We start from the raw sequence: 19,595 nt of genomic DNA, 5'->3' as shown, positions 1-19,595 counted from the left end.
ATGGATGACTCGCCAGACACCGCCACGTCGTCCCGCCCTCGGCGGTCCGACGCCCGGCGCAGCATCGACGCCATCCTCAACGCGGCCCGCATCGTGCTCGGCGAGCGGCTCGACGCCAGCATGGGAGAGATCGCCACTGCGGCCAATGTCACCCGCCAGACCGTCTACGCGCACTTCCCCTCACGCGACGCCCTCATTGCCGCCCTCATTGAGGCCGCAGCCGCCGAATACTCCGACCTGCTCGACGCCGCCGGCCTGGAAACCGCCCCGCCCGCCGACGCGCTGGCCCAGTTCCTCGACGCGGGCTGGCAGTTCCTCCGCCGCTACCCCCTCCTACTGAGCCCCACCCTGACCGGGATCCCGCGGCCCAAGACCAACGACCCCCACGACCTCGTGCCCCCACGGCTCGAACGGCTCATCCGGCGAGGCCAGCGCACGGGCGACTTCGACCGGTCACTCCCGGCTGCCTGGCTCGTCGCCGCCGTCATCGGGCTCCAGCACGCCGCCGCGGCAGAAGTCGCTGACGGGCGCCTCACCGCCCGTGAGGCGGCGGCTCTGTGCCTGGACAGCACTCTGCGCCTCTGTGGCAGCAGCGGCCGGCCAACATGAGTTCTTCAGGCCGGGGGAGCGTGGCCGGCCCATCTTCGATGGAATAGACCTCAAGACGCGAAAGATGGCCTTCTTCGACGAAGAGCAAGACGCCGTCGTTGCGCCCGCGTACGTCGGCGGAGATCAGCACGCCGTCTCGCACCGGTGAGGTGAGTGCGCGAGGTTCTGTTCCCGCGCGGAGGTCCACTGTCGCGCATCCGCAGGCGCATCGCCCGCTGACAACTGCCGACGGAACCTGAGCCCGAAGTTCGTCCGCGCCGGGGAAATCCTGCGCGAGGAGTGCCAGGATGACGGCTTGCTCCTCGACTGACAGACGACGCTCGCCACTCGACACGGCGTCACGGTAGCGGATCGGGCGTGCAGCGGCGCCGACCCCGCGAGCCCTGACCGGCCTCAGCGCTTCATCGCGCCGTCGGCGGCAGCGTCCGCGGCTTGGGCGACAGCCATGCCGGCGGTCTGCAGCCGGCCCGCCAGCTCACGCTCCTTCAGCGCCGCGGCGCTCGGCTCGCCGGAGAGGATCCGGGCGAGCTCGTACTGGTACATCCTGCGCACCGCGCCGCCGGCCTTCTTGGCGACCAGGGCGTCCTGCACCGCGGCCGACGGCCGGGACGCCAGGTCCCGCACAGCCTTCTCCAGCGCCTCGATGCCCGCGATCACCTGGTCGAGCAGCGGGATGAACCTGACCTGGCGCGGAACCCCGTACAGGTGCGACTCCCTGACGAAGTCACGCAGTGAGTCGAGCACGTCGTCGATCGAGCGGGACAGCCTGAACAGGTCCTCGCGGTCGATCGGCGTGACCAGCGCATGTCTCAGCTCCTCGACCAGCCGTGCCCGTTCGCGGTCACCGACGTGCTCGATCGCGCGCATGCGCTCATGCGCGACCGTCCGGTCCACCTCGCCGCCGAGCATCGCCATCGCCAGCCAGGCGCCCTCCTCGGCCGCCCCGAGCTGTGCCATCAGGGCCTCGGTCAGCGCGCTGTCCATGCGTCCCGCCAGCAGGTCGCGGAGGCGGCCCAGCCGTCTCATGCCGTCGCCGTTCCGGCGACCGCGAACGCCGCCACACCGCCGAGGGCCGCCGGCCGGGGTACGCATGACGTTGCCGGGGTGCGGTTCGCCGTGGGTGACCACCCAGACCGGCACGGTGTTCTGTACGTGGTCGACCCGCCGGTCGAAGTCGGCGAGCAATCGTTGGACTTCCCCGGCATGGACGGACAGCAGCTTGCGGGCCGGCTCGGCATAAGGCCCGCCGGTCCACTCCCGATCGAGGTTCCGCAGCGCCTCCTCCAGCTTGTCCCGGCCGGGCAGCACCAGGTCAGCCCGTGACGCGGTGTCCGCCACGAGCGGGGTCGCCCGGTGCAGTTCGGCCAGCAGGTCGATCACCTCGGCGCGATTCTCGGGCCGGTGCGCGCCGAACTGCCCGGCGACACCCGCCACCATCGGAAACACCGACAGGGCGTGCCGCGAGGTCAGCCGCCAGAGCGCGGCGCCGGTCGCGGCCGGGATCGGCGCGAGGACGAAGTCGAGCCCGGCGTCCCGGTGCAGTGCCAGGGCGGCGCCGAACGACTGGCCGAGCCGGTCGAACGCGCCGTCACGACCGATGTCCTCCACGCCGAGGTCATCGACCTTGACGAACCACGCCGTCCCTCGCTGGTTCCTCACGGACCAGTGGTAACTGCCTGCGCCCACGGGGAGGTACTCGACCGAGTGGGGCTCGATGCCCCAGCCCTCGGCCAGCGCCACCGTCAGCTCGGCCTCCGCCAGATCCGCCGGTCTGTCCCTCATGCGCCGACATCCTGCCTCAATTGCCGCAGAGCCGCAGATCATTTGCGACGCGCGGTCAATCCCCGTAGCAGTGCAACATCAAATCGGGCTCGGCACGCCAGCTCATCAGTAGCTTTCGCATGGCCGCCACCAACTCACGCTGTGCGTCATCGCCGGCGACCGCCTCCAGACGATCGACATCAGCCTCAAGCCGGGGTAGGTCGTGGCGATCGAGAACGGTGTCCGACCACGGGTCGAGCTGTCCGAGAATCAGTAGCCTGCTGTTCTCGGCATTGTTCGCCAGCAGCAATAGCTTCTCCACCTCCACGTCCAGCAGCCAACCTCGCCGCTGCGCCGTTTCCCACTCCTCGGCGTCGGTACGGCGGTGCTCACGACGCTGCGCACGAGTCGCCCGACGCAGGTTCTTCTGACGAGGCTGCGGAGGACGCAACACCAACAGCAGTCCCATGCCAGTGACGGTACTGGCGCTGGTGCATGAAATTCACCGGCCGGCATCACATCCGGGGCGCCTTTCCGATTTCGTGCAAACTGGTGAACCGCCACCGTGGTCGGTACCGTACGCCGATGTTCACCATCCGTATGAACGAGGCGGCGGCATCTGCGCTTCAACCGCTGGCGCCTGCCGATCCGCCATCCGCCGTTCCCGTTGTCGGTCAGGGGCTACGTGACAAGTTCGCCCAGGGGCTCACGTACAACGAAGGTGCTCTGACATTCGCTGACCACGTCGGCCGATGGGCTGCGCAGCCTTCTGTGTCGGCAGCGATCGCCGAGATGGGTTGGCAGGATCTGACCGGCTATGAGGGCAACGTCAACGCTTTTCATCTGGAGGACTACGCGCCGGTACATGTGGCGATCCTTTCGCGGGCCGTCACCGCCTTCGTGGCGACGCGGACCCACGACTCCGACGAGGCGGTCGAGCAGGCCTGGGTCAACGCCTACCTGCGCCTGGACGTCGCTCTGGACCTGCACTGACTGACGCCTGCGTCTCTTCACGGTCAGTACCCCAGGGAGACGCTGTGGCCGATGGAGGCCGGGTCGGCCAGCGCGGCGAGGATGGCGTCGGCGAGGTCCGCGCGCGCAATTGTGATGCCGCCCCGGACGTTGCGGTCGATCGAGGTGCGGTACGGCCGGCGTCCGCCGTTGGTGAGCCGGGGCGGACGCATGATCGTCCAATCCAGGCCGCTGGCCCGCACCGCTTCGTCGGTGCGGGCGAAGTCGGCGAACCCCTCACGCAGGAAGCGCCGCAGCAGTGGCTTGACCACCAGGCGGCTGGCCGGCCCGTCGCCCTTGTCGACGATGTGGCCGCTGGCGGTGACGACGATCAGGCGGCGGGTTCCGACGGCGCGCATCGCGGTGATGATCGCACGGGCGCCGTCGGCACACACCGACCCGCCGGCCCCGGGGCGAGGTCCCAAGGCCGACACCACGGCGTCTCGATCGGTCACGCCGGCGGCGATGGCCTCGGCGTTCATCACATCGGCGACCACGGGTTCGAGCCGTAGGTGATCGGCCTGGGGTAACCGGGCCGGGTCGCGCACGACCGCGGTGACGTGATGGCCCGCGGCGAGGGCCTGATCCACGAGGTGCTGCCCGGTACCGCCGGTCGCGCCGAAGACGGTCAGCTTCATCCGTACTCCCGAGGTTAGTAAACACTCACTAACTGATTGGCCCGGAGGTTAGTGAGTGATTGCTAACCTGTCAAGCGCCATCCGGACAAGGAGAGGACGACGATGGGCACCAGGGATGTGATCCTCGACGCCGCGGCGAGGGTGATCTCCGAGCGCGGCCTGGCCAACGTGACCACACGCCAGATCGCGCAGGCGGCGGGGTTCACCGAGGCGGCCCTTTACAAGCACTTCATCAACAAGGCCGATCTGCTCGTGGCGGTGATGCGGGAGCGCTCACCCGGCTTCACGCTGCTGGCGCAGGCGCTGAACGGCAGGGCCGGCACGGGAACTCTCGTGGAGAACCTCACCGCCGTGGCGCGGGCCGCGATCACCTTCTATGGCGAGGGCTTTCCGATGCTCGCCTCGATGTTCGCCGATCCGGCCACTCTCGCCGCGCACAAGGAGGAACTGCGGCACCAGGGCGCCGGTCCGCACAAGGTCAACGAGGTCGTCGCCGCGTACCTGCGCACCGAACAGGACCTTGGACGGCTGAGGCCGGAAGCCGATGTCACCGCCGCCGCCGGACTACTCCTCGGCGCCTGCTTCCAGTACGCGTTCCTGAGCCATATGTCGCTGTCCGGCGGCCGTGACGACGACGAGGCCGCAGGCTCCTTCGCGCGCACTCTCCTCCAACAACTCGCCCCGTGAATGGTTGTCCCAGGCCCGACGTGTAGAGGGGCAGCGTTGGCGGTGCCGACTGACGGTCCGGCGGGAAACCGGGTTCGGACTTCGGACTTCCGGCCTAGGGCTAATGGGCAATATGCGGATAGATGCGACATGAGTATCGTTTCACCACATATCGCCCGGCGGTGGGTGGCCCGTACGAGGAGAGCAGATGTCGATTGACGGCCAGGCACACGTACGCATCGCACGGCCGACGAGGGACGTGGCCGCCGTGGAACGCTTCTGGGTCGGCGGCCTGGGTCTCGACGTGCTGTTCCGGAAGGAAGGAGACGGCACGCCGGGGAGCCATTCCCTTCTCATGGTCGGCTGGCCGACCGCCGGCTGGCATCTGGAACTCGTTCATGACCCGGCGCACCCGGTCGATCCGCGACCGACTCCGGAAGACCTCCTCGTCATCTACCTCGGCAAGGAGGTGCCTGCCGAACTCGTCGAGCGGCTTGAACGGCACGGAGGCACCCGGGTCGCGGCGCACAACCCGTACTGGGACGAGTGGGGCGTCACACTCCAGGACCCCGACGGCTACCGCCTGGTGCTGTCGACCCGATCGTGGAGCAACTCCTAGAGCCGACGTCACCCGGCCGGGCTCCCTGCTCCCGTGCTGGTACGGCGGACCCGCGGGCCACGAGAAGCGCGCGGGGGCATGGAGGCCGCCTCATCGCGTTCTTCGCGAGGTGACGGCCCCATCGCCGTCCTGCGGCTGGGACGAGGGCCGGCACTGTGCGGAGAGCCTCTGGCGCCAGTGCTCGGCGGCCTGGGCCATGTCGTGGCCGAGTAGGTCGAAGAACTGGCTTGCCGTGTGAAGCCGCGAGCCGGCGGGGGTCGCGGTTCCGAGAACGCCGGCTCCACGGCGGGTGGCGTCTGCCCACAGTGCCATCGATCTGGCGCTCGCCAGCCAGGCGCGGTACCACACGTCGTCAACGTCAATGATGTATCGCTCGCGTCGCCCTTCGCGCTTTCGCCCAACCAGTTCCCGCTGCTCAAGCCAGCTGATCGCCTTGGAGATCGCCGCGGGGCTGACGTTGAGCCGCTGGACCAGTTCCGCGGCGGTGAGGCTGCCGCTGTCGCTGACGAACAGCGCGGTGAACACCCGAGACGACATCGACGGCATGCCTGTTTCGATCATCATCGCCGAGAGCTGCTCCTCCAACTCCCGCATCGTATGAGTGGTGCGGCCATTGGCGTCGGGAGCGTCGGACGAGGAGTCCAGGCGGGCGATCGGCTTGCGGCGACGAGCGCGCCAGCTCGCCGCCCGCTGCGCGCGGCTCGCCTGATAGGCGTGGAGGCCGCCGTTGCGCGCGATCTCACGCATGACCGTTGAGCGGGGGCGCCCGAGACGCCGGGCGATCTCGGCGCAGGTGAGCTTGGCCGCCAGTCCTTCCGCGATGCATTGGCGGTCCTCGAAGGTCAACCGGCCTCCAGGCATTCGCCCCTCCCTCAAGTTTTCCGCGCAGGTGATTGCAACCGTGTTGCCTTTATCGCCAATGTCATTGCTCTGATTATGTGAAGCCCACCTGCGGAAATGCGACCTGACCATTGAACTTGGCGAAAGGGCAAACCTAGCGTTTCTCTGATGGTAAATGTTAGGAGGCTTCCGTGATCGAATCTCCCGTGCCCGCGCTGCCGACCGGGCGACCCGTCGCTCGGCCCTTCGATCCCCCCGACGACCTCGGGGCGTTGCGGAACGACGCACCGTTGAGCCGGATGCGCTACCCGGACGGCCACCTGGGCTGGCTGGTGACCAGCCACGCCCTGGCCCGTGAAGTACTGGCCGACGCGCGGTTCAGCGTGCGGCCCGAACTGAGGCATGTGCCCGTCGCCGGCGCCCCTGAAAGCAACCAACCCGCGCCGCCCGGCGTATTCACCGCCATGGACCCACCCCGGCACACGAGGTACCGCCATCTGCTGACCGGCCAGTTCACCGTACGGCGGATGCGCATGCTCACCGATCGGATCCAGGACATCACCGCCGAGCATCTGGACGCGATGGAACAGACCGGGCCCGGCTCCGACCTGGTGGCATCGTTCGCGCAGCCGATACCGGCGCAGGTCATCTGCGAACTGCTCGGCGTGCCGTACGCCGCCCGCGCCCGCTTCCAGGGACACGCGCTCGACCTCTTCCGGCTGGGCGCCACACCAGAGGAGATGATGGCCGCCTACACCGCGGTGCATGCCTTCATCGGCGAGCTGGTCCAGGACAAACGCGCCAACCCCGCCGACGACATGCTCAGCGGCCTGACCGAGACCGACCTCGCCGATGAAGAACTGGTCAACATCGGCTTCGTACTGTTGGGTGCCGGTCTGGACACGACCGCCAACATGCTCGCTCTCGGCGCCTACGCCCTGCTCCGTCGCCCTGGCCAGATCCCCGCACTGCACGCGGATCCCGGCAACGCGGTCGAGGAGCTGCTGCGCTACCTGAGCATCATCCCGTTCACCGTACGCACGGCCCTTGAGGACCTCACCCTCGACGGCCGGCAGATCAAGGCCGGTGAGACCGTCACCGTCTCGGTACCCGCGGCCAACCGCGACCCAGGCCACTTCGCCGACCCCGACACCCTCGACCTGCTCCGCCGGGCCGGCGGCCACATCGCATTCGGCCACGGCATCCACCAGTGCCTCGGGCAGCAGTTGGCGCGCGTGGAACTGCGGGTCGCGCTGCCCGCCCTCTTCACCCGGCTCCCGGCCCTGCGCCTGTCCGTCCCTCCGGAGGACATCGCGATGCGCAGCGACATGTTGATCTACGGAGTCCACCGGCTCCCCGTCACGTGGGGGGACCGATCATGAAAGTAGTCCTCGTTACCGGAGCATCGTCCGGCATCGGCAAGGCCACCGCGCTCGAACTCCTACGGGCCGGTCACATCGTGTACGGCGCAGCCAGGCGCGTGCAGCTGATGGACACGTTTCGCGACGCCGGTGGCCACGTTCTGCCGCTGGACGCGCGCAGGCCCGAAGACCTGGAGCGAGCCGTCCACGCCGTCATCGAAGAGCAGGGCCGGATCGACGTCCTGATCAACAATGCGGGCACCGTCCTGCACGGTGCCGCCGAGGACATCCCATTGGACCTGGCGCGTGACCTGTTCGAGGTCAACCTCTTCGCTCCGGCCTGGCTCGTCCAGCTCGCCCTCCCGTACATGCGCAAACAGAAGTCCGGCGTGATCGTCAACGTGTCGTCCATCGGCGGCGAGATCGCACTGCCGCTCGGCTGCTGGTACTACGCGTCCAAGCATGCGCTCGAGGCGTACTCCGACACGCTGCGCATGGAAGTAGAGCCGTTCGGCATCGACGTGGTGATCATTCAGCCCGGCATCATCAAAACCGAGTTCGAAGACCGCACCGCGCAGGATCTACGCGAGATTTCCGGCACCACCGCCTACGGGACGATGGCCGAGGCCATGGCACGGCGCAGCGAGACCCAACTCGGCGCCGACAGCCAGGCCTCCGATCCCGGCGTCGTCGCCGCCGCCATCCGGGAGGCCGTCGAAGCCGCCAAGCCCGAGACGCGCTACGCCGTCGGCTGGCTGGCCGACAGGCTCCTGGAGCTTGACCGTACGCTGCCGGACCGCGAGTTCGACAAGCTTGCCACGAACGCCATCAGGTAGCAGGACGAACCCCGCCCCCGAAGAGACGGGGGCGGGGTTCGTCGCGCGGAGCGCCGCATCTCCATGACGGCGGGTCAGGCGGTCACGCTCTTGGGTGTGGCCCGGCCGGCCCACAGGAAAGCGACCGCCGCGAGACCGCTCAGACAGGGAAGCGCGCCGGTGACGGTCACCGCGAGCGGGTGGGGCTGGCTGAAGTTGTAGACCAGCAGGACGCTGCCCACGACGAATGCCGCGGTCGCCGCGATCCGGAGGCTCCGCGTGCCCTTCCCGGCCTTCCGGGCCATCCACAGCCACAGGACGAATCCGGCGCCGTAGAGGGTGTACAGGTAGCCGGCGATGCTCGCCGTCGCCATGTCCAGCCAGCCCGGAGCGCGGCCCGGATAGGTGTCGTGAAGGTGGCGGGCGAGGCCCCCGCCCGACTGGTCGACCACCAGGGCGAGCACGGCTACCAGCGTGAGCGCCGCCCCCGCGTACATGGCGACGGTCGCTTTCCGCATGGGTCCTGTTGCCTGCATGGAACCTCCTTGGTCGTCCGGCGTTCCGATAGTGTGCCTTGTTGGAACTCCGAATATGGAACTTGAAACATCATGTCTCAAACGAGAGTACAACATGAGCGACCAACCACGAATGAACACAGGTCCCACCCGGCGGCGCCGCAGGCTGTCGGACGAGGAGACCGAGCGGCGTATGCTCCAGGTCGCCATGGCCGCGATCGACGACACCGGTCTGACCGTCAGCATGGAGCACATCAGCTTCGAGGACGTCATCCGCGACGCGGGCGTCTCGCGTAGTGCCGCCTACCGCCGCTGGCCGTACAAGGACCTGTTCTTCGGCGACCTGCTCAGGGAGATCGCCGGAGCGGCGACGCCCGCAGCGGTCGTGGAGGAAAGGTCGGCGAGCGAGCTGATCAGGGCCGTGGCCAGGGATCGGCTGGACTGGCTGGAATCACCCGAACGGCGCCGGGAGCTGTGCGCGGAGATGCTCCGCCAGGGGGCGCTGCACGACTTCGAGACCATCCACGGATCGACGCAGTGGCGGACCTACCTCGCCCTGCACGCGACGTTCCTGAGCCTGGACGACGGAATGCTGCGTGCCGACGTGCGCGACGCCCTCGCCAGGTCGGAACGGGCGTTCGTGGAACAGATCGCCGAGGCCTACCGGCAGATGGCCGACCTGCTCGGCTACCGCCTGCGGCCCGAACTCCACGCCACGTTCGAGACGATGGCGAGTTTGGCTCACGCCACCATGCGGGGCCTGGTCATCATGGCCATGTCCACCCCGGAGATCGCGACGCGACGCGTCGAAGCACATCCCTTCGGAGCGTCGGAGGCGGCCGAGTGGTCGTTGCCCGCTGTCGGGATCGCCGGCACCGCCTTCACCTTCCTGGAGCCCGACCCCGCGATCGAATGGAACGACGAACGGCTCCGCGAGGTCCGGCAGGCCCTCGTCCGGTGAGGCCACGGACAGGCCCGGCCGCCCCGGGCCGCACCCTCCTGGTCATGGGGGCACCAGGAGGGTGCCCGAGGCGGCGCGGCGGTCAGCCGAGCTGGTAGCCGAGGTCGGGTTCGACGGTGGCGACGTCCATCTGCGCCTTCTGTAGCCGGCCCGAGTAGTCCCAGTTCATCGCCTGCCACCGGGTGAACTGGTCGAGCACCCACTGGCCGGACTGGCGGCTGCCGTTCCCGGACTTGCCGTTGCCGCCGAAGGGCAGGTGGGCCTCGGCGCCCGAGGTGGAGTTGTTCACGCTCACCATGCCGGCGCGGATCCTGCGGCGGAACCGGAACACCTTGGCCGGGTCGACCGTGTAGATCGACGACGAGAGGCCGTACCCGGGGGCGTTCGCCAGCGCGATCGCCTCGTCGAGGCTCCGGTACGGCGTGACACCCACGAGCGGGCCGAACGTCTCGTTGTCGAACAGCGCGTCGCCCGGCCGTACGCCGGACACGATGACCGGGTGGTAGTAGAGGCCCCGCTCGGCGTCCCCGGTGAACCCGGCCCTGGGGTTGTCCGGCCCGATCCGCCCGATTCCGGATGATCCGTGGAGGGAGTGGGCGGCCCCGATCCACTCCAGGTGCTTCTCGTGCGACTGGGCGAACTTCTCGTCCAGCATGGGCCCGTACAGCACGTCGCCGGTCGGGTCGCCGATCACCGCCGCGCGGGCCGCCTCGTCGAACAGCCGGATGAAGTCCGAAACAACAGACTCGTGGACAATCGCCGTGCCAAGTGAGGTGCACCGCTGCCCGGCGGTGCCGAAGGCGGAGAAGAGCGCCCCTTCCACCGCCTGGCCGAGGTCGGCGTCCTCGGTCACCACCATGGGGTTCTTGCCGCCGAGTTCGAGGCACGGCGACTGCAGGTGGCGGCCGCACAGCTCGCCGATGCGCACGCCCACCTCACTCGATCCGGTGAAGCCGACCTTGTCCACCAGCCCCGCCTCCAGGGCGTCCGTCAACCCGGTGAAGGTCTCCCGCCCCTCGGCGTACACCACGTTGAAAACGCCGGAGGGGACGCCCGCGTGCGCGAACAGCTCGTACACCGCCTCGGCGCAGGCGGCGGCGTACTCCGCGGGCTTCCACACCACCGCGTTGCCGCACAGCAGCGCCGGCACGATGTACCAGGACGGGACGGCCACCGGGAAGTTGCCCGCGGTGATCACGGCGGCCACGCCCACCGGGTCGCGGAAGGTGAAGAGCTGCTTGTCGGGCATCTCCGACGGGACCGTCTGCCCGTAGAGGCGCCGCCCCTCACCCAGGAAGAACGCGCAGGTGTCGGCCAGCTCCTGGACCTCGCCGCGCGCCTCCTTCAGCGGCTTGCCGACCTCCTGGACGATCAACCGGGCCAGCCGTTCCGCGTTGGTGTGCACGAGCCGGCCCACGTTCGCGATGACCTCGCCGCGCACGGGGCCCGGGACGTCGGCCCAGGAGCGCTGCGCGTCCCGTGCCGTACGGCACGCGGCGACGAAGCCGCGCTCGTCGCTGAGCCGCACCTCGGCGACCAGCTCGTCGGTACGCGCCGGATTCGTGGAGCGGAACATCCGGGCGCCGTCGGACGAGCGGTCGCCCCCGACGATGGATCGGATGGTGCGGGACATGACGTCTCCTTACGCGTTCGAGCGGATGCTGTGCGAGCACCCCTGCAAGTGGTCCTCTGCGGTGCGACGGGCCAGGTCGCCGTCGCGCTCGAGAATCGCCGCGATGACCTCGCGCTGGTCCAGCACGTGCGGACTCAGGTCGGGCAGGTGGCTCAGCCGGTGGAACCAGATCCGCATGCCCAGGTTGAGGTAGGTCGTCAGCGTGCTCTCGAGGTAGGGGTTGTGGGCGGCGCGGTAGACGGCCCGATGGATCTCGGCGTCGAGAAGGACGAGGGGCAGCATGTCGGCCCCACCCGCGATCTCCCGGGTGATGTCCTCGGACAGCCGCTCCAGTGTCCGCCGCTCCTTCGCGGACGCCCTGCGGGCGGCGCGGTCGGCGGCCAGACCCTCCAGGGGCACCCGCACCTCGGTGAGCCACAGCTCGTCGTCGAGCTGTATCTCCGAGGCGAACGTGCCGCGCCGCGGGTAGACCGTGACCAGCCGCTCGACCGACAGCCGCTTGAGCGCCTCGCGCACCGGCGTACGGCCGACACCGAGCTCGCGCATCAGCTTCTCCTCATCGACCGGGCTGCCGGGTGGGATCCCCACGGTGACGATCTGGTCGCGGATGTACACGTAAGCCCGCTCGGCCATGAGCTGACTTGTGCTGGATTCGCGCACGCCCTCCGCCATCCACGCCTCCCTGTTCTGGTCGGAAGTATTGACGCGCTTTCGCTGCGAAGTCTACATTCCTGAGCACTCTGATATATCAGATGTGTGTGAGATGTGTGTGAGTTGCCGGTCAGGAGGAACTCATGGTCAGCAAGCGAGTTCTGGCGGTTGTCGTCGCCGGATGCATCCCCTTCGCCCTCAGTGCGTGCACGAAGGCGCCGGCCGACGGAGGTGAGCGCGTCGCCAACGCGGCGGTACAGCCCCCCAAGCCCTATGCCGATACGGGCGTCATCAATCTCTGCTCGGCGTTCACCAACCCACCCCGCATCTACCAGCACGACGGAGAGCGCGTCGGCGCCGAGTTCGAGCTGGGCACGGCCCTGGCCGGAGAGCTCGGCCTGAAGATCAACTGGACGCAGTACGAGTCCTCGGGCCTGTTGTCCGGCCTGATCGGCAAGCGCTGCGACATGCTCATCGACGAGTTCGCCGACCGGGCCGAGCGGCGCGACAAGGTCTGGTGGCTGCCCTCGTCGTACGCGGTCACCCAGGTCGTGGTGCCGAAGGGCAACCCGAAGCAGATCCACAGCTTCGAGGACATGCCCGGCAAGAAGGTCGGAGTGCCCGACGGCACGCTGGCGCAGGACATGGTCGTCGCCTGGAACAAGAAGATCGTCGCCGAGGGTAAGGCGCAGATCGACGTCGTCACGTTGCCCAACACCCGCGACATGTTCCAGCAGGTGGCGGCGAAGAACCTGGACGCCGCCGTGGGCACCGACTCCTCGGCCGCGTACTACGGCGCGCTCGCCAACGGCGGCATCGAGTCGGGCGGCGCCGGCTGCACCTCCGGCACGACCGACGACGACCGGGTCGGGTTCCTGATCCGCAAGGAGGAACCGGAGCTCTTCAAGGCCATGGAGAAGGCGATGGCCAACCTCCGCTCGAACGGCCGCTACCAGAGCATCTTCGAGAAGCACGGCCTCGGGTCGGTCACGCTGGACAAGTTCGGTGACGGCAAGCCGCCGCTGTGCGCCCCCGGGGTCAAGCTGTGACGTTCGACTGGCACTTCTTCTTCACCCACCTGTTCAACCTCTCGCCCGGCTATTTCGGTGCGATGCAGCGCACGATCCTCCTCGCGGTGATCGCGCAGACTCTCGGCATCGTGCTGGGGCTGTTCCTCGGCATCGCCCGCCTGTCGAAGTTCCGGCCGATCCGGTACGCCGCCGCGGTCTACGTGTGGATGCTGCGCGCCGTGCCCGAGCTGGTGATCCTCATGCTGCTCTTCACCGGGCTCGCCGCGGCGGAGATCTACCGCTTCGAGGACGCCTACCTGTTCGGCCAGATCAAGGTCTCGGCCGGCTTCCAGGCCGCCTGCGTGGGCCTGGCCATCCGCGAGGCCGGCTACATGGGCGAGATCTTCCGCAACGGCATCCAGTCGGTGGACCGGCGCCAGGTCGAGGCGGCCAAGGCCCTCGGCATGCGGCGCTCCACCATGCTGCGCCGCGTGATCATTCCGCAGGCCATGCGGGTGATCATCCCGCCGATGGGCAACCAGTTCAACGTCATGCTCAAGGTCACCTCGCTGGCCGCGGTGATCGGTGTGCCCGAGCTGTTCCAGACCACCGGGACGTACGCCGCGCAGACCTTCCGGGTGTTCGAGCTGTTCGTCGGCCTGGCCGTCAACTACGCGCTCATGACCTCGGTGTGGAGCGTGGTCCAGTCGGTGATCGAGGCCAGGCTGAGCCGGCACGAGGCCACCGCGGGCTCCCGCACGCTGCTGGGCCGGATCCGCGAGCACCTGATCGGCACCGGCGGCCGGGAAGCGGGGCAGACGACGTGACACCCGGAAACGGAGCAGACGACGTGACACCCGGAAACGGTGCGGACGGCGTGGCGACCAAAGCCGCGATCCGCGCGCAGGACGTGCACAAGTGGTACGGGCAACTGCACGTGCTCAAGGGCATCGATCTCACGGTGGCCACCGGCGAGGTGGTCTGCCTGATCGGGCCGTCCGGCTCGGGCAAGAGCACGTTCCTGCGCACGATCAACCACCTGGAGTCGATCCAGCAGGGGCGGATCTACGTCAATGACGAGCTGGTCGGCTACCGCGAGACCCCCGACGGGAAGCTGCAGCCGCTCAGCGAGAACGCCGTCGCCGACGCCCGCCGCCACATCGGGATGGTCTTCCAGGACTTCAACCTGTTCTGGCACATGACCCTGCTGGAGAACCTGATCGAGGGGCCGGTCCGGGTCCTCGGGACGCCCAAGGAGGAGGCCGTCGAGCGCGCGCACGGCCTGCTGGAGCGGGTGGGCCTGGCCGACAAGGCCGACGCGTACCCGCGAAAGCTGTCCGGAGGCCAGCAGCAGCGGGGCGCCATCGCGCGGGCGCTCGCCATGCGCCCGTCCGTGCTGCTGTTCGACGAGCCGACCAGCGCCCTCGACCCGGAGACGACCGCCGAGGTGCTGACGGTCATGGAGGAGCTGGCCCACCAGGGCATGACCATGATCGTCGCATCGCACGAGATGGGCTTCGTACGGCGGGCCGCCGACCGCATCGTGATGATGGAGCACGGCGTGATCATCGAGGACCTCCCCGCCGACCGGATCGGCACGGCCGACGGCCGGATCGGCGACTTCGTCAGGCACCTGGAGTAGCGACCATGACCCGAACCCTCTTCTACGGCGGCCGCGTCTTCGACGGCACCGGCAGCCCCATCGCCCAGGCCGACGTCGTCATCGAGGACGGCCGGATCGTCGACGTCGGCGCCGGACTCGACGGGGACGTGGGCGTCGACGCCTCCGGCCTGACGCTGCTGCCCGGCCTGTTCGACTGCCACGTCCACGTGACCGGCTCCGGGCTCGACCTGCCGACCCGGCTGGAGCAGCCGTTCTCGTACCAGTTCTACGCGGCGATGGCCAACCTCGCGGCGACGCTGGACTGCGGCATCACCACGGCCCGCGACGCCGAAGGCGCCGACCTTGGGGTCCAGCTCGCCCTCGAACGCGGACTGATCCAGGGCCCGCGGCTGCAGATCTCGATCTCGATGATCAGCCAGACCGGCGGGCACGGCGACGGCTGGCGCGCCTCCGGGAACCACTTCCTGTACGGCCTGCCGTACCCGGGACGCCCGGACGGCATCGCCGACGGCCCCGACGAGGTCCGGCGCAAGGTGCGCGAGTTGCTGCGGGCCGGGGCCGAGGTCATCAAGGTGTGTACGACCGGGGGAGTGCTGTCCCCCCGCGACGATCCCCGGCACCGCCAGTTCAGCCCCGAGGAGCTGGCGGTCATCGTGGAGGAGGCCGCCGCGCAGGGCCGCGCGGTGATGGCGCACGCGACGTCCCCCGCCGGAGTGAAGAACGCGGTGCGGGCGGGGGCGCGCTCGATCGAGCACGGCACCATCCTCGACGACGCGTCGATCGAGATGATGGTCGAGGCGGGCACGTGGCTGGTGCCCACGCTCTCGGCCGGGCACTCCCTGCTCGCCATGGCCGACCAGGGGATGCGGATCAGCCCGAACGCGCTGGCCAAGGCGCGCGAGATGACCGGCGTCCACCGCGAGTCCGTCGCCCGGGCGTACGCCGCCGGGGTGAAGATCGCGATGGGCACCGACAGCGGGGTGACGCCGCACGGCGAGAACCTGCTGGAGCTGCGGCTCATGCACGAGGCCGGGATGAAGCCGGAGGACGTGCTGGCGGCGGCCACGTCGTCGTCGGCCGGCCTGCTCGGCGTGGCGGACGACCGCGGCACGATCGCCCCGGGCAAGCGCGCCGACCTGGTCCTGGTCGACCGCGACCCGTACGACCTCGCCGATCTCAAGTCCGCCATCGTGGCGGTGTACCAGGACGGTGCGCGCGTACGTGGCTGATGACCTGCTGATCCGCGACGCCTCCATCTTCGCCGCGGACACGCCCGACCCGGCCCGTGCGCGGGCCCGGGCCGGCTGCGTGGCCGTACGCGGCGACCGCATCGTCGCCGTCGGCGACGAGGAACGGTGCCGCCGGGCGGTGCCACACGCCGAGGTGATCGACGCAGGCGGCGGCTCGCTGCTGCCCGGCCTCATCGACTGCCACGCCCACCTGCTGAATCTCGGCGAGACCCACGTCGACCTCGATCTGCGCGGGATGGCCGACATGGCCGAGATCGTGGAGCTGGTGGCCGCCCGGGCCCGGGAGCTGCCGGAGGGCACCTGGATCGTGGGGCGGGGGTGGGCGGGCGACTGGCCGGCGGTCGATCGGCTCAGCGCGGCGGTGCCCGGCCACCCCGTCCTGTTGAACCGGTTCGACGGCCACGGCGCCATCGCCAACCGCGCCGCGCTCCGCCTGGCCGGGATCGGGCGCGACACCCCGGATCCGCCGGACGGCCGCGTCCTGCGGGACGAGACCGGCGAGCCGACCGGTGTCCTTGTCGAAGGCGCCGCCCGGCCGGTGCGTGAGGCCGTACCGCCCATGGACGGCCCGCGCCGCCGTGAGCTGCTGCGGCTCGGCGCCCGCGACTGCCTCGCGCTCGGGCTGACCGGGCTGCACGACGCCATCGAGGACGTGGCCTGGCTCGACGCCTACCCGGGGCTCGACGGCCCGCGCGTCTTCGGGATGCTGAACGCCCCCGAGGAAGGCGACCTCGCCGAGCTCGCCGCCGAGCACCTGTTCGCCGGCGACGCGAGCTTCGGCGTCCGGCGGCTGCGCCTCATCTTCGACGGCGGCCTCGGCGCGCGCGGAGCGCTGCTCAGCCGCCCGTACGCGGACGACCCGTCGGGCGCGGGCTTCCAGCTCATGCCGGTCGAGCGCGTGGTCGAGGCCGGGCGCGCGGTGCGCCGCCTGGGGTTCGACCTGGTTGTCCACGCGATCGGCGACCTGGCCAACCGCCTGGTGCTCGACGCGTTCGAGACGGTCGGCGACGCCCAGGGCTTCATGATCGAACACGCGTCCGTGCTGACGGAGCGGGACCGCGACCGGCTGGCCCGGCTCGGCGTGATCGCCTCGGTGCAGCCCGTCCACGTCACGGACGACCTGGCGTGGACCGCCCACCGGCTGGGGAAGGAGCGCGCGCGGGACGCCTACGCCTTCCGCGATCTGCTCGACCGGGGCGCGCTGCTGGCCTGCGGCTCCGACTTCCCGGTCGCCTCACCCAACCCCTTCCACGGGATACACGCCGCCGAGACCCGGCGCCGGCGCGAGGGCGGCGCGGAGGTGGGGGAGGCGTTCGGCGCGGACCAGCGCGTCACCCGGGCGGAGGCGATCTACGGCTACACCCGCTGGGCGGCCCGCGCCGCCGGGCTCGACCACGAGCTGGGCTCCGTCGAGCCGGGCAAGCTCGCCGATCTCGTGCTCCTCGACCGCGACATCATGGCGGTGACCGCCTCCGAGGTGGCGGACGCGACGGTGTGTCACACCATCGTGGGAGGCCGGGTCCGCCACGAAAGGAGCCCGCGTTGCTGACCGACACCCGCCTGCTCGAGCTGTACGACAGTCAGCTCGGGAGCAGGCACCTGGACCTGGCCGCCCGGGAGTTGCGCGCCGAGGGCGCGGGCTTCTACACCATCGGGTCGGCCGGGCACGAGGGCAACGCCGCCGTGGCCGCGGCGCTGCGGCCCACCGACCCCGCGTTGCTGCACTACCGGTCGGGGGCCTTCTACCTGGAGCGCGCCCGGCAGGTGCCCGGCACGGATCCGCTGCGCGACGTGCTGCTCGGCGTGGTCGCGGCGGCCTCGGAGCCGATCGCGGGTGGGCGGCACAAGGTCTTCGGGCATCCGAAGCTCAACGTCATCCCGCAGACCTCGACCATCGCCTCGCACCTGCCGCGCGCGGTCGGCGTCGCCCTGGCCGTCGAACGGGCCGCCAAGCTCGGCGTGGAATGCGCCTGGCCCCGCGACTCGGTGGTCGTGTGCTCCTTCGGGGACGCCTCGGCCAACCACTCGACCGCCGTCGGAGCGCTCAACACCGCCGCGTACTGCCCGCACCAGGGGCTCCCACTGCCCGTGCTGTTCGTGTGCGAGGACAACGGCATCGGCATCAGCGTCCGCACCCCGAGTGGATGGATCGCGTCGTACGGCTCCCGCCTCGGCATGCGCCAGTTCACCGCCGACGGGTGCGACGTGGCCTCCGCGTACGAGGTCGCCGCCGAAGCCGCCGAATGGGTGCGCGCCACCCGGCGTCCGGCCTTCCTCCACCTGCGGACGGTGCGGCTGATGGGCCATGCCGGGTCGGACGCCGAGGTGGCCTACCGGTCGCGGGCGGAGATCGCGGCCGATGAGGAGCGCGACCCGCTGACCGCGACCGCGCGCCTGCTGGTCGCGCGGGGCGTCGTGACCGAGGACGAGGTGGCCGCCCTGGCCGAGGCCAAACGCGAGGAGGTGCGGGCGATCGCCCGCGAGGTCGCGTCGGCCGCGCGGCTGGAGACGGCACGCGCCGTGATGGCGTCGCTCGCCCCGTCGCGTCCGGCCGCCGTCGCGGGGGAGGCGGTCGCCGCCGCGCGCGCGACGGGGGCTCGCCCGGCCGAGCCGGTCACGCTGGCCCAGGCGATCAACCAGACGCTCGCCGACCTCCTCGACCACTACCCCGAGATGGTGGTCTTCGGCGAGGACGTGGCGCGTAAGGGCGGCGTGTACGGCGTGACGCGCGGGCTGCTCCGCCGGGCCGGCGGGGGACGGGTGTTCGACACGCTCCTCGACGAGCAGTCGATCCTCGGCCTCGCCCTCGGCGCGGGACTGTCCGGCCTGCTCCCGGTCGCCGAGATCCAGTACCTCGCCTACCTGCACAACGCCATCGACCAGATCCGCGGTGAGGCGGCGACGCTGTCGTTCTTCTCGTCCGGGCAGTACCGGAACCCGATGGTCGTGCGAGTCGCCGGATACGCGTACCAGAAGGGGTTCGGCGGCCACTTCCACAACGACAACGCGGTGGCCTCCCTGCGGGACATCCCGGGGCTGGTCGTCGCCACGCCGTCCCGCCCCGACGACGCGGCCGCGATGCTGCGCACCTGCGTCGCCGCCGCCCGCGCCGACGGCCGGGTGTGCGTGTTCCTGGAGCCGATCGCCCTCTACCACACGCGGGACCTGCACGAGGAGGGCGACGGCGAGTGGCTGGCGCCCATCGCGGCCAAGCACGTGCCGATCGGCCGCGCCCGCGTGTACGGCTCGGGCGACCAGCTCACCATCGTCACGTTCGGCAACGGCCTGCACATGAGCCTGCGCGTCGCGCGGCGTCTCGGCCTCCGCTGCCGCGTGGTCGACCTGCGCTGGTTGTCCCCGCTGCCGGCGGACGACCTGCTGCGGGAGGCGACGGCCACCGGCAAGGTGCTGGTCGTGGACGAGACCCGCAGGTCGGGCGGAGTGTCCGAGGGTGTGCTCGCCGCGCTGGCCGACGCCGGCTTCGACGGCCGGGTCGCCCGCGTCACCAGCAAGGACAGCTTCGTCCCGCTCGGAGACGCCGCCGCGCACGTCCTGCTGACCGAGGACGAGATCGAGGCGGCCGCGCTCGATCTCGTTCTCGGCCGCCCGTGACGGAGGCCGGGTCGCCGGC

At 70.1% G+C, this 19,595-nt stretch carries 20 protein-coding genes; 13 read left to right on the top strand and 7 right to left on the bottom strand.

Going from position 1 to position 19,595, the window contains the following annotated elements; translation table 11 throughout:
- On the top strand, nucleotides 1-609 hold the full coding sequence (locus ACQP1V_RS33775) for a TetR/AcrR family transcriptional regulator (protein WP_433414324.1): 609 nt from the start codon (nucleotides 1-3) through the stop codon (nucleotides 607-609).
- A 393-nt stretch (nucleotides 610-1,002) separates the two neighbouring features.
- On the opposite strand, the gene ACQP1V_RS33770 is transcribed toward ACQP1V_RS33775, so the two are convergent.
- Entirely contained in the window at nucleotides 1,003-2,391 is a 1,389-nt protein-coding gene (locus tag ACQP1V_RS33770) for a DUF47 family protein (protein WP_433414322.1), read from the bottom strand.
- A 55-nt stretch (nucleotides 2,392-2,446) separates the two neighbouring features.
- On the bottom strand, nucleotides 2,447-2,839 hold the full coding sequence (locus ACQP1V_RS33765) for a hypothetical protein (RefSeq protein WP_433414320.1): 393 nt from the start codon (nucleotides 2,837-2,839) through the stop codon (nucleotides 2,447-2,449).
- Between the two features lie 116 nt (nucleotides 2,840-2,955).
- Here ACQP1V_RS33765 and ACQP1V_RS33760 point away from each other — a divergent pair, with 116 nt between their 5' ends.
- Nucleotides 2,956-3,363 (top strand): hypothetical protein, encoded by a 408-nt coding sequence (locus ACQP1V_RS33760; protein ID WP_433414318.1) that lies wholly within the window; start codon nucleotides 2,956-2,958, stop codon nucleotides 3,361-3,363.
- A gap of 23 nt (nucleotides 3,364-3,386) precedes the next feature.
- On the opposite strand, the gene ACQP1V_RS33755 is transcribed toward ACQP1V_RS33760, so the two are convergent.
- A complete protein-coding gene (locus tag ACQP1V_RS33755) occupies nucleotides 3,387-4,019 on the bottom strand; it encodes an NAD(P)-dependent oxidoreductase (protein ID WP_433414316.1) in 633 nt (210 codons plus the stop codon).
- 102 nt (nucleotides 4,020-4,121) lie between these two features.
- Between ACQP1V_RS33755 and ACQP1V_RS33750 the strand changes: the two genes are divergently transcribed.
- Nucleotides 4,122-4,706, top strand: a complete 585-nt coding sequence (locus tag ACQP1V_RS33750) for a TetR/AcrR family transcriptional regulator (RefSeq protein WP_433414314.1) — start codon at nucleotides 4,122-4,124, stop codon at nucleotides 4,704-4,706.
- 187 nt (nucleotides 4,707-4,893) lie between these two features.
- Nucleotides 4,894-5,304 carry a VOC family protein gene (locus ACQP1V_RS33745; RefSeq protein WP_433414312.1) on the top strand — a complete coding sequence of 137 codons (411 nt, stop codon included), beginning with the start codon at nucleotides 4,894-4,896 and terminating at the stop codon, nucleotides 5,302-5,304.
- A gap of 90 nt (nucleotides 5,305-5,394) precedes the next feature.
- Here the strand turns inward: ACQP1V_RS33745 and ACQP1V_RS33740 are convergent, their stop codons facing one another.
- Nucleotides 5,395-6,165: a helix-turn-helix domain-containing protein gene (locus tag ACQP1V_RS33740; RefSeq protein ID WP_433414310.1), complete on the bottom strand. Its 771-nt coding sequence runs from the start codon at nucleotides 6,163-6,165 to the stop codon at nucleotides 5,395-5,397.
- A 170-nt stretch (nucleotides 6,166-6,335) separates the two neighbouring features.
- On the opposite strand from ACQP1V_RS33740, the gene ACQP1V_RS33735 reads away from it, so the two are divergent.
- Together ACQP1V_RS33735 and ACQP1V_RS33730 are read left to right on the top strand one after the other, a co-directional pair.
- Nucleotides 6,336-7,526 (top strand): cytochrome P450, encoded by a 1,191-nt coding sequence (locus ACQP1V_RS33735; protein ID WP_433414308.1) that lies wholly within the window; start codon nucleotides 6,336-6,338, stop codon nucleotides 7,524-7,526.
- Entirely contained in the window at nucleotides 7,523-8,341 is an 819-nt protein-coding gene (locus ACQP1V_RS33730) for an oxidoreductase (RefSeq protein WP_433414306.1), read from the top strand. Before ACQP1V_RS33735 ends, ACQP1V_RS33730 begins: the two co-directional genes overlap by 4 nt.
- Nucleotides 8,342-8,415: 74 nt before the next feature.
- Here ACQP1V_RS33730 and ACQP1V_RS33725 read toward each other — a convergent pair whose 3' ends face one another.
- Nucleotides 8,416-8,856 (bottom strand): hypothetical protein, encoded by a 441-nt coding sequence (locus ACQP1V_RS33725; RefSeq protein ID WP_387417678.1) that lies wholly within the window; start codon nucleotides 8,854-8,856, stop codon nucleotides 8,416-8,418.
- A gap of 112 nt (nucleotides 8,857-8,968) precedes the next feature.
- Between ACQP1V_RS33725 and ACQP1V_RS33720 the strand changes: the two genes are divergently transcribed.
- Nucleotides 8,969-9,796, top strand: a complete 828-nt coding sequence (locus ACQP1V_RS33720; protein ID WP_433414304.1) for a TetR/AcrR family transcriptional regulator — start codon at nucleotides 8,969-8,971, stop codon at nucleotides 9,794-9,796.
- Nucleotides 9,797-9,878: 82 nt separating this feature from the next.
- Here the strand turns inward: ACQP1V_RS33720 and ACQP1V_RS33715 are convergent, their stop codons facing one another.
- Both ACQP1V_RS33715 and ACQP1V_RS33710 read right to left on the bottom strand, forming a co-directional pair.
- On the bottom strand, nucleotides 9,879-11,429 hold the full coding sequence (locus ACQP1V_RS33715; protein WP_433414302.1) for an aldehyde dehydrogenase family protein: 1,551 nt from the start codon (nucleotides 11,427-11,429) through the stop codon (nucleotides 9,879-9,881).
- A gap of 9 nt (nucleotides 11,430-11,438) precedes the next feature.
- Nucleotides 11,439-12,101, bottom strand: coding sequence for a GntR family transcriptional regulator (locus ACQP1V_RS33710; protein ID WP_433414300.1), 663 nt, complete (start codon nucleotides 12,099-12,101; stop codon nucleotides 11,439-11,441).
- A gap of 122 nt (nucleotides 12,102-12,223) precedes the next feature.
- Between ACQP1V_RS33710 and ACQP1V_RS33705 the strand changes: the two genes are divergently transcribed.
- Genes ACQP1V_RS33705 through ACQP1V_RS33680 form a run of 6 tightly spaced genes read left to right on the top strand, consistent with a single transcriptional unit; the run spans nucleotide 12,224 to nucleotide 19,576 of the window.
- Nucleotides 12,224-13,129, top strand: a complete 906-nt coding sequence (locus ACQP1V_RS33705; protein ID WP_387417682.1) for a transporter substrate-binding domain-containing protein — start codon at nucleotides 12,224-12,226, stop codon at nucleotides 13,127-13,129.
- Complete coding sequence (locus ACQP1V_RS33700) at nucleotides 13,126-13,917, top strand: amino acid ABC transporter permease (RefSeq protein ID WP_067141409.1); 792 nt, start codon at nucleotides 13,126-13,128, stop codon at nucleotides 13,915-13,917. The genes ACQP1V_RS33705 and ACQP1V_RS33700 overlap by 4 nt, the downstream gene beginning before the upstream one ends.
- A 23-nt stretch (nucleotides 13,918-13,940) precedes the next feature.
- Entirely contained in the window at nucleotides 13,941-14,732 is a 792-nt protein-coding gene (locus tag ACQP1V_RS33695) for an amino acid ABC transporter ATP-binding protein (protein ID WP_387417684.1), read from the top strand.
- A gap of 5 nt (nucleotides 14,733-14,737) precedes the next feature.
- Nucleotides 14,738-15,943: an amidohydrolase family protein gene (locus tag ACQP1V_RS33690; protein WP_433414297.1), complete on the top strand. Its 1,206-nt coding sequence runs from the start codon at nucleotides 14,738-14,740 to the stop codon at nucleotides 15,941-15,943.
- Nucleotides 15,936-17,513 carry an amidohydrolase gene (locus ACQP1V_RS33685; protein ID WP_433414295.1) on the top strand — a complete coding sequence of 526 codons (1,578 nt, stop codon included), beginning with the start codon at nucleotides 15,936-15,938 and terminating at the stop codon, nucleotides 17,511-17,513. Before ACQP1V_RS33690 ends, ACQP1V_RS33685 begins: the two co-directional genes overlap by 8 nt.
- On the top strand, nucleotides 17,507-19,576 hold the full coding sequence (locus ACQP1V_RS33680) for a dehydrogenase E1 component subunit alpha/beta (protein WP_433414293.1): 2,070 nt from the start codon (nucleotides 17,507-17,509) through the stop codon (nucleotides 19,574-19,576). The genes ACQP1V_RS33685 and ACQP1V_RS33680 overlap by 7 nt, the downstream gene beginning before the upstream one ends.
- Nucleotides 19,577-19,595 lie beyond the last annotated feature (19 nt).

Source organism: Microtetraspora malaysiensis (assembly GCF_050947145.1).
In the GTDB taxonomy this organism is placed as follows: domain Bacteria; phylum Actinomycetota; class Actinomycetes; order Streptosporangiales; family Streptosporangiaceae; genus Microtetraspora_A; species Microtetraspora_A malaysiensis.
The sequence above is the reverse complement of the archived record's forward strand: the minus strand, read 5'-3'. Positions and strand labels throughout refer to the sequence as shown.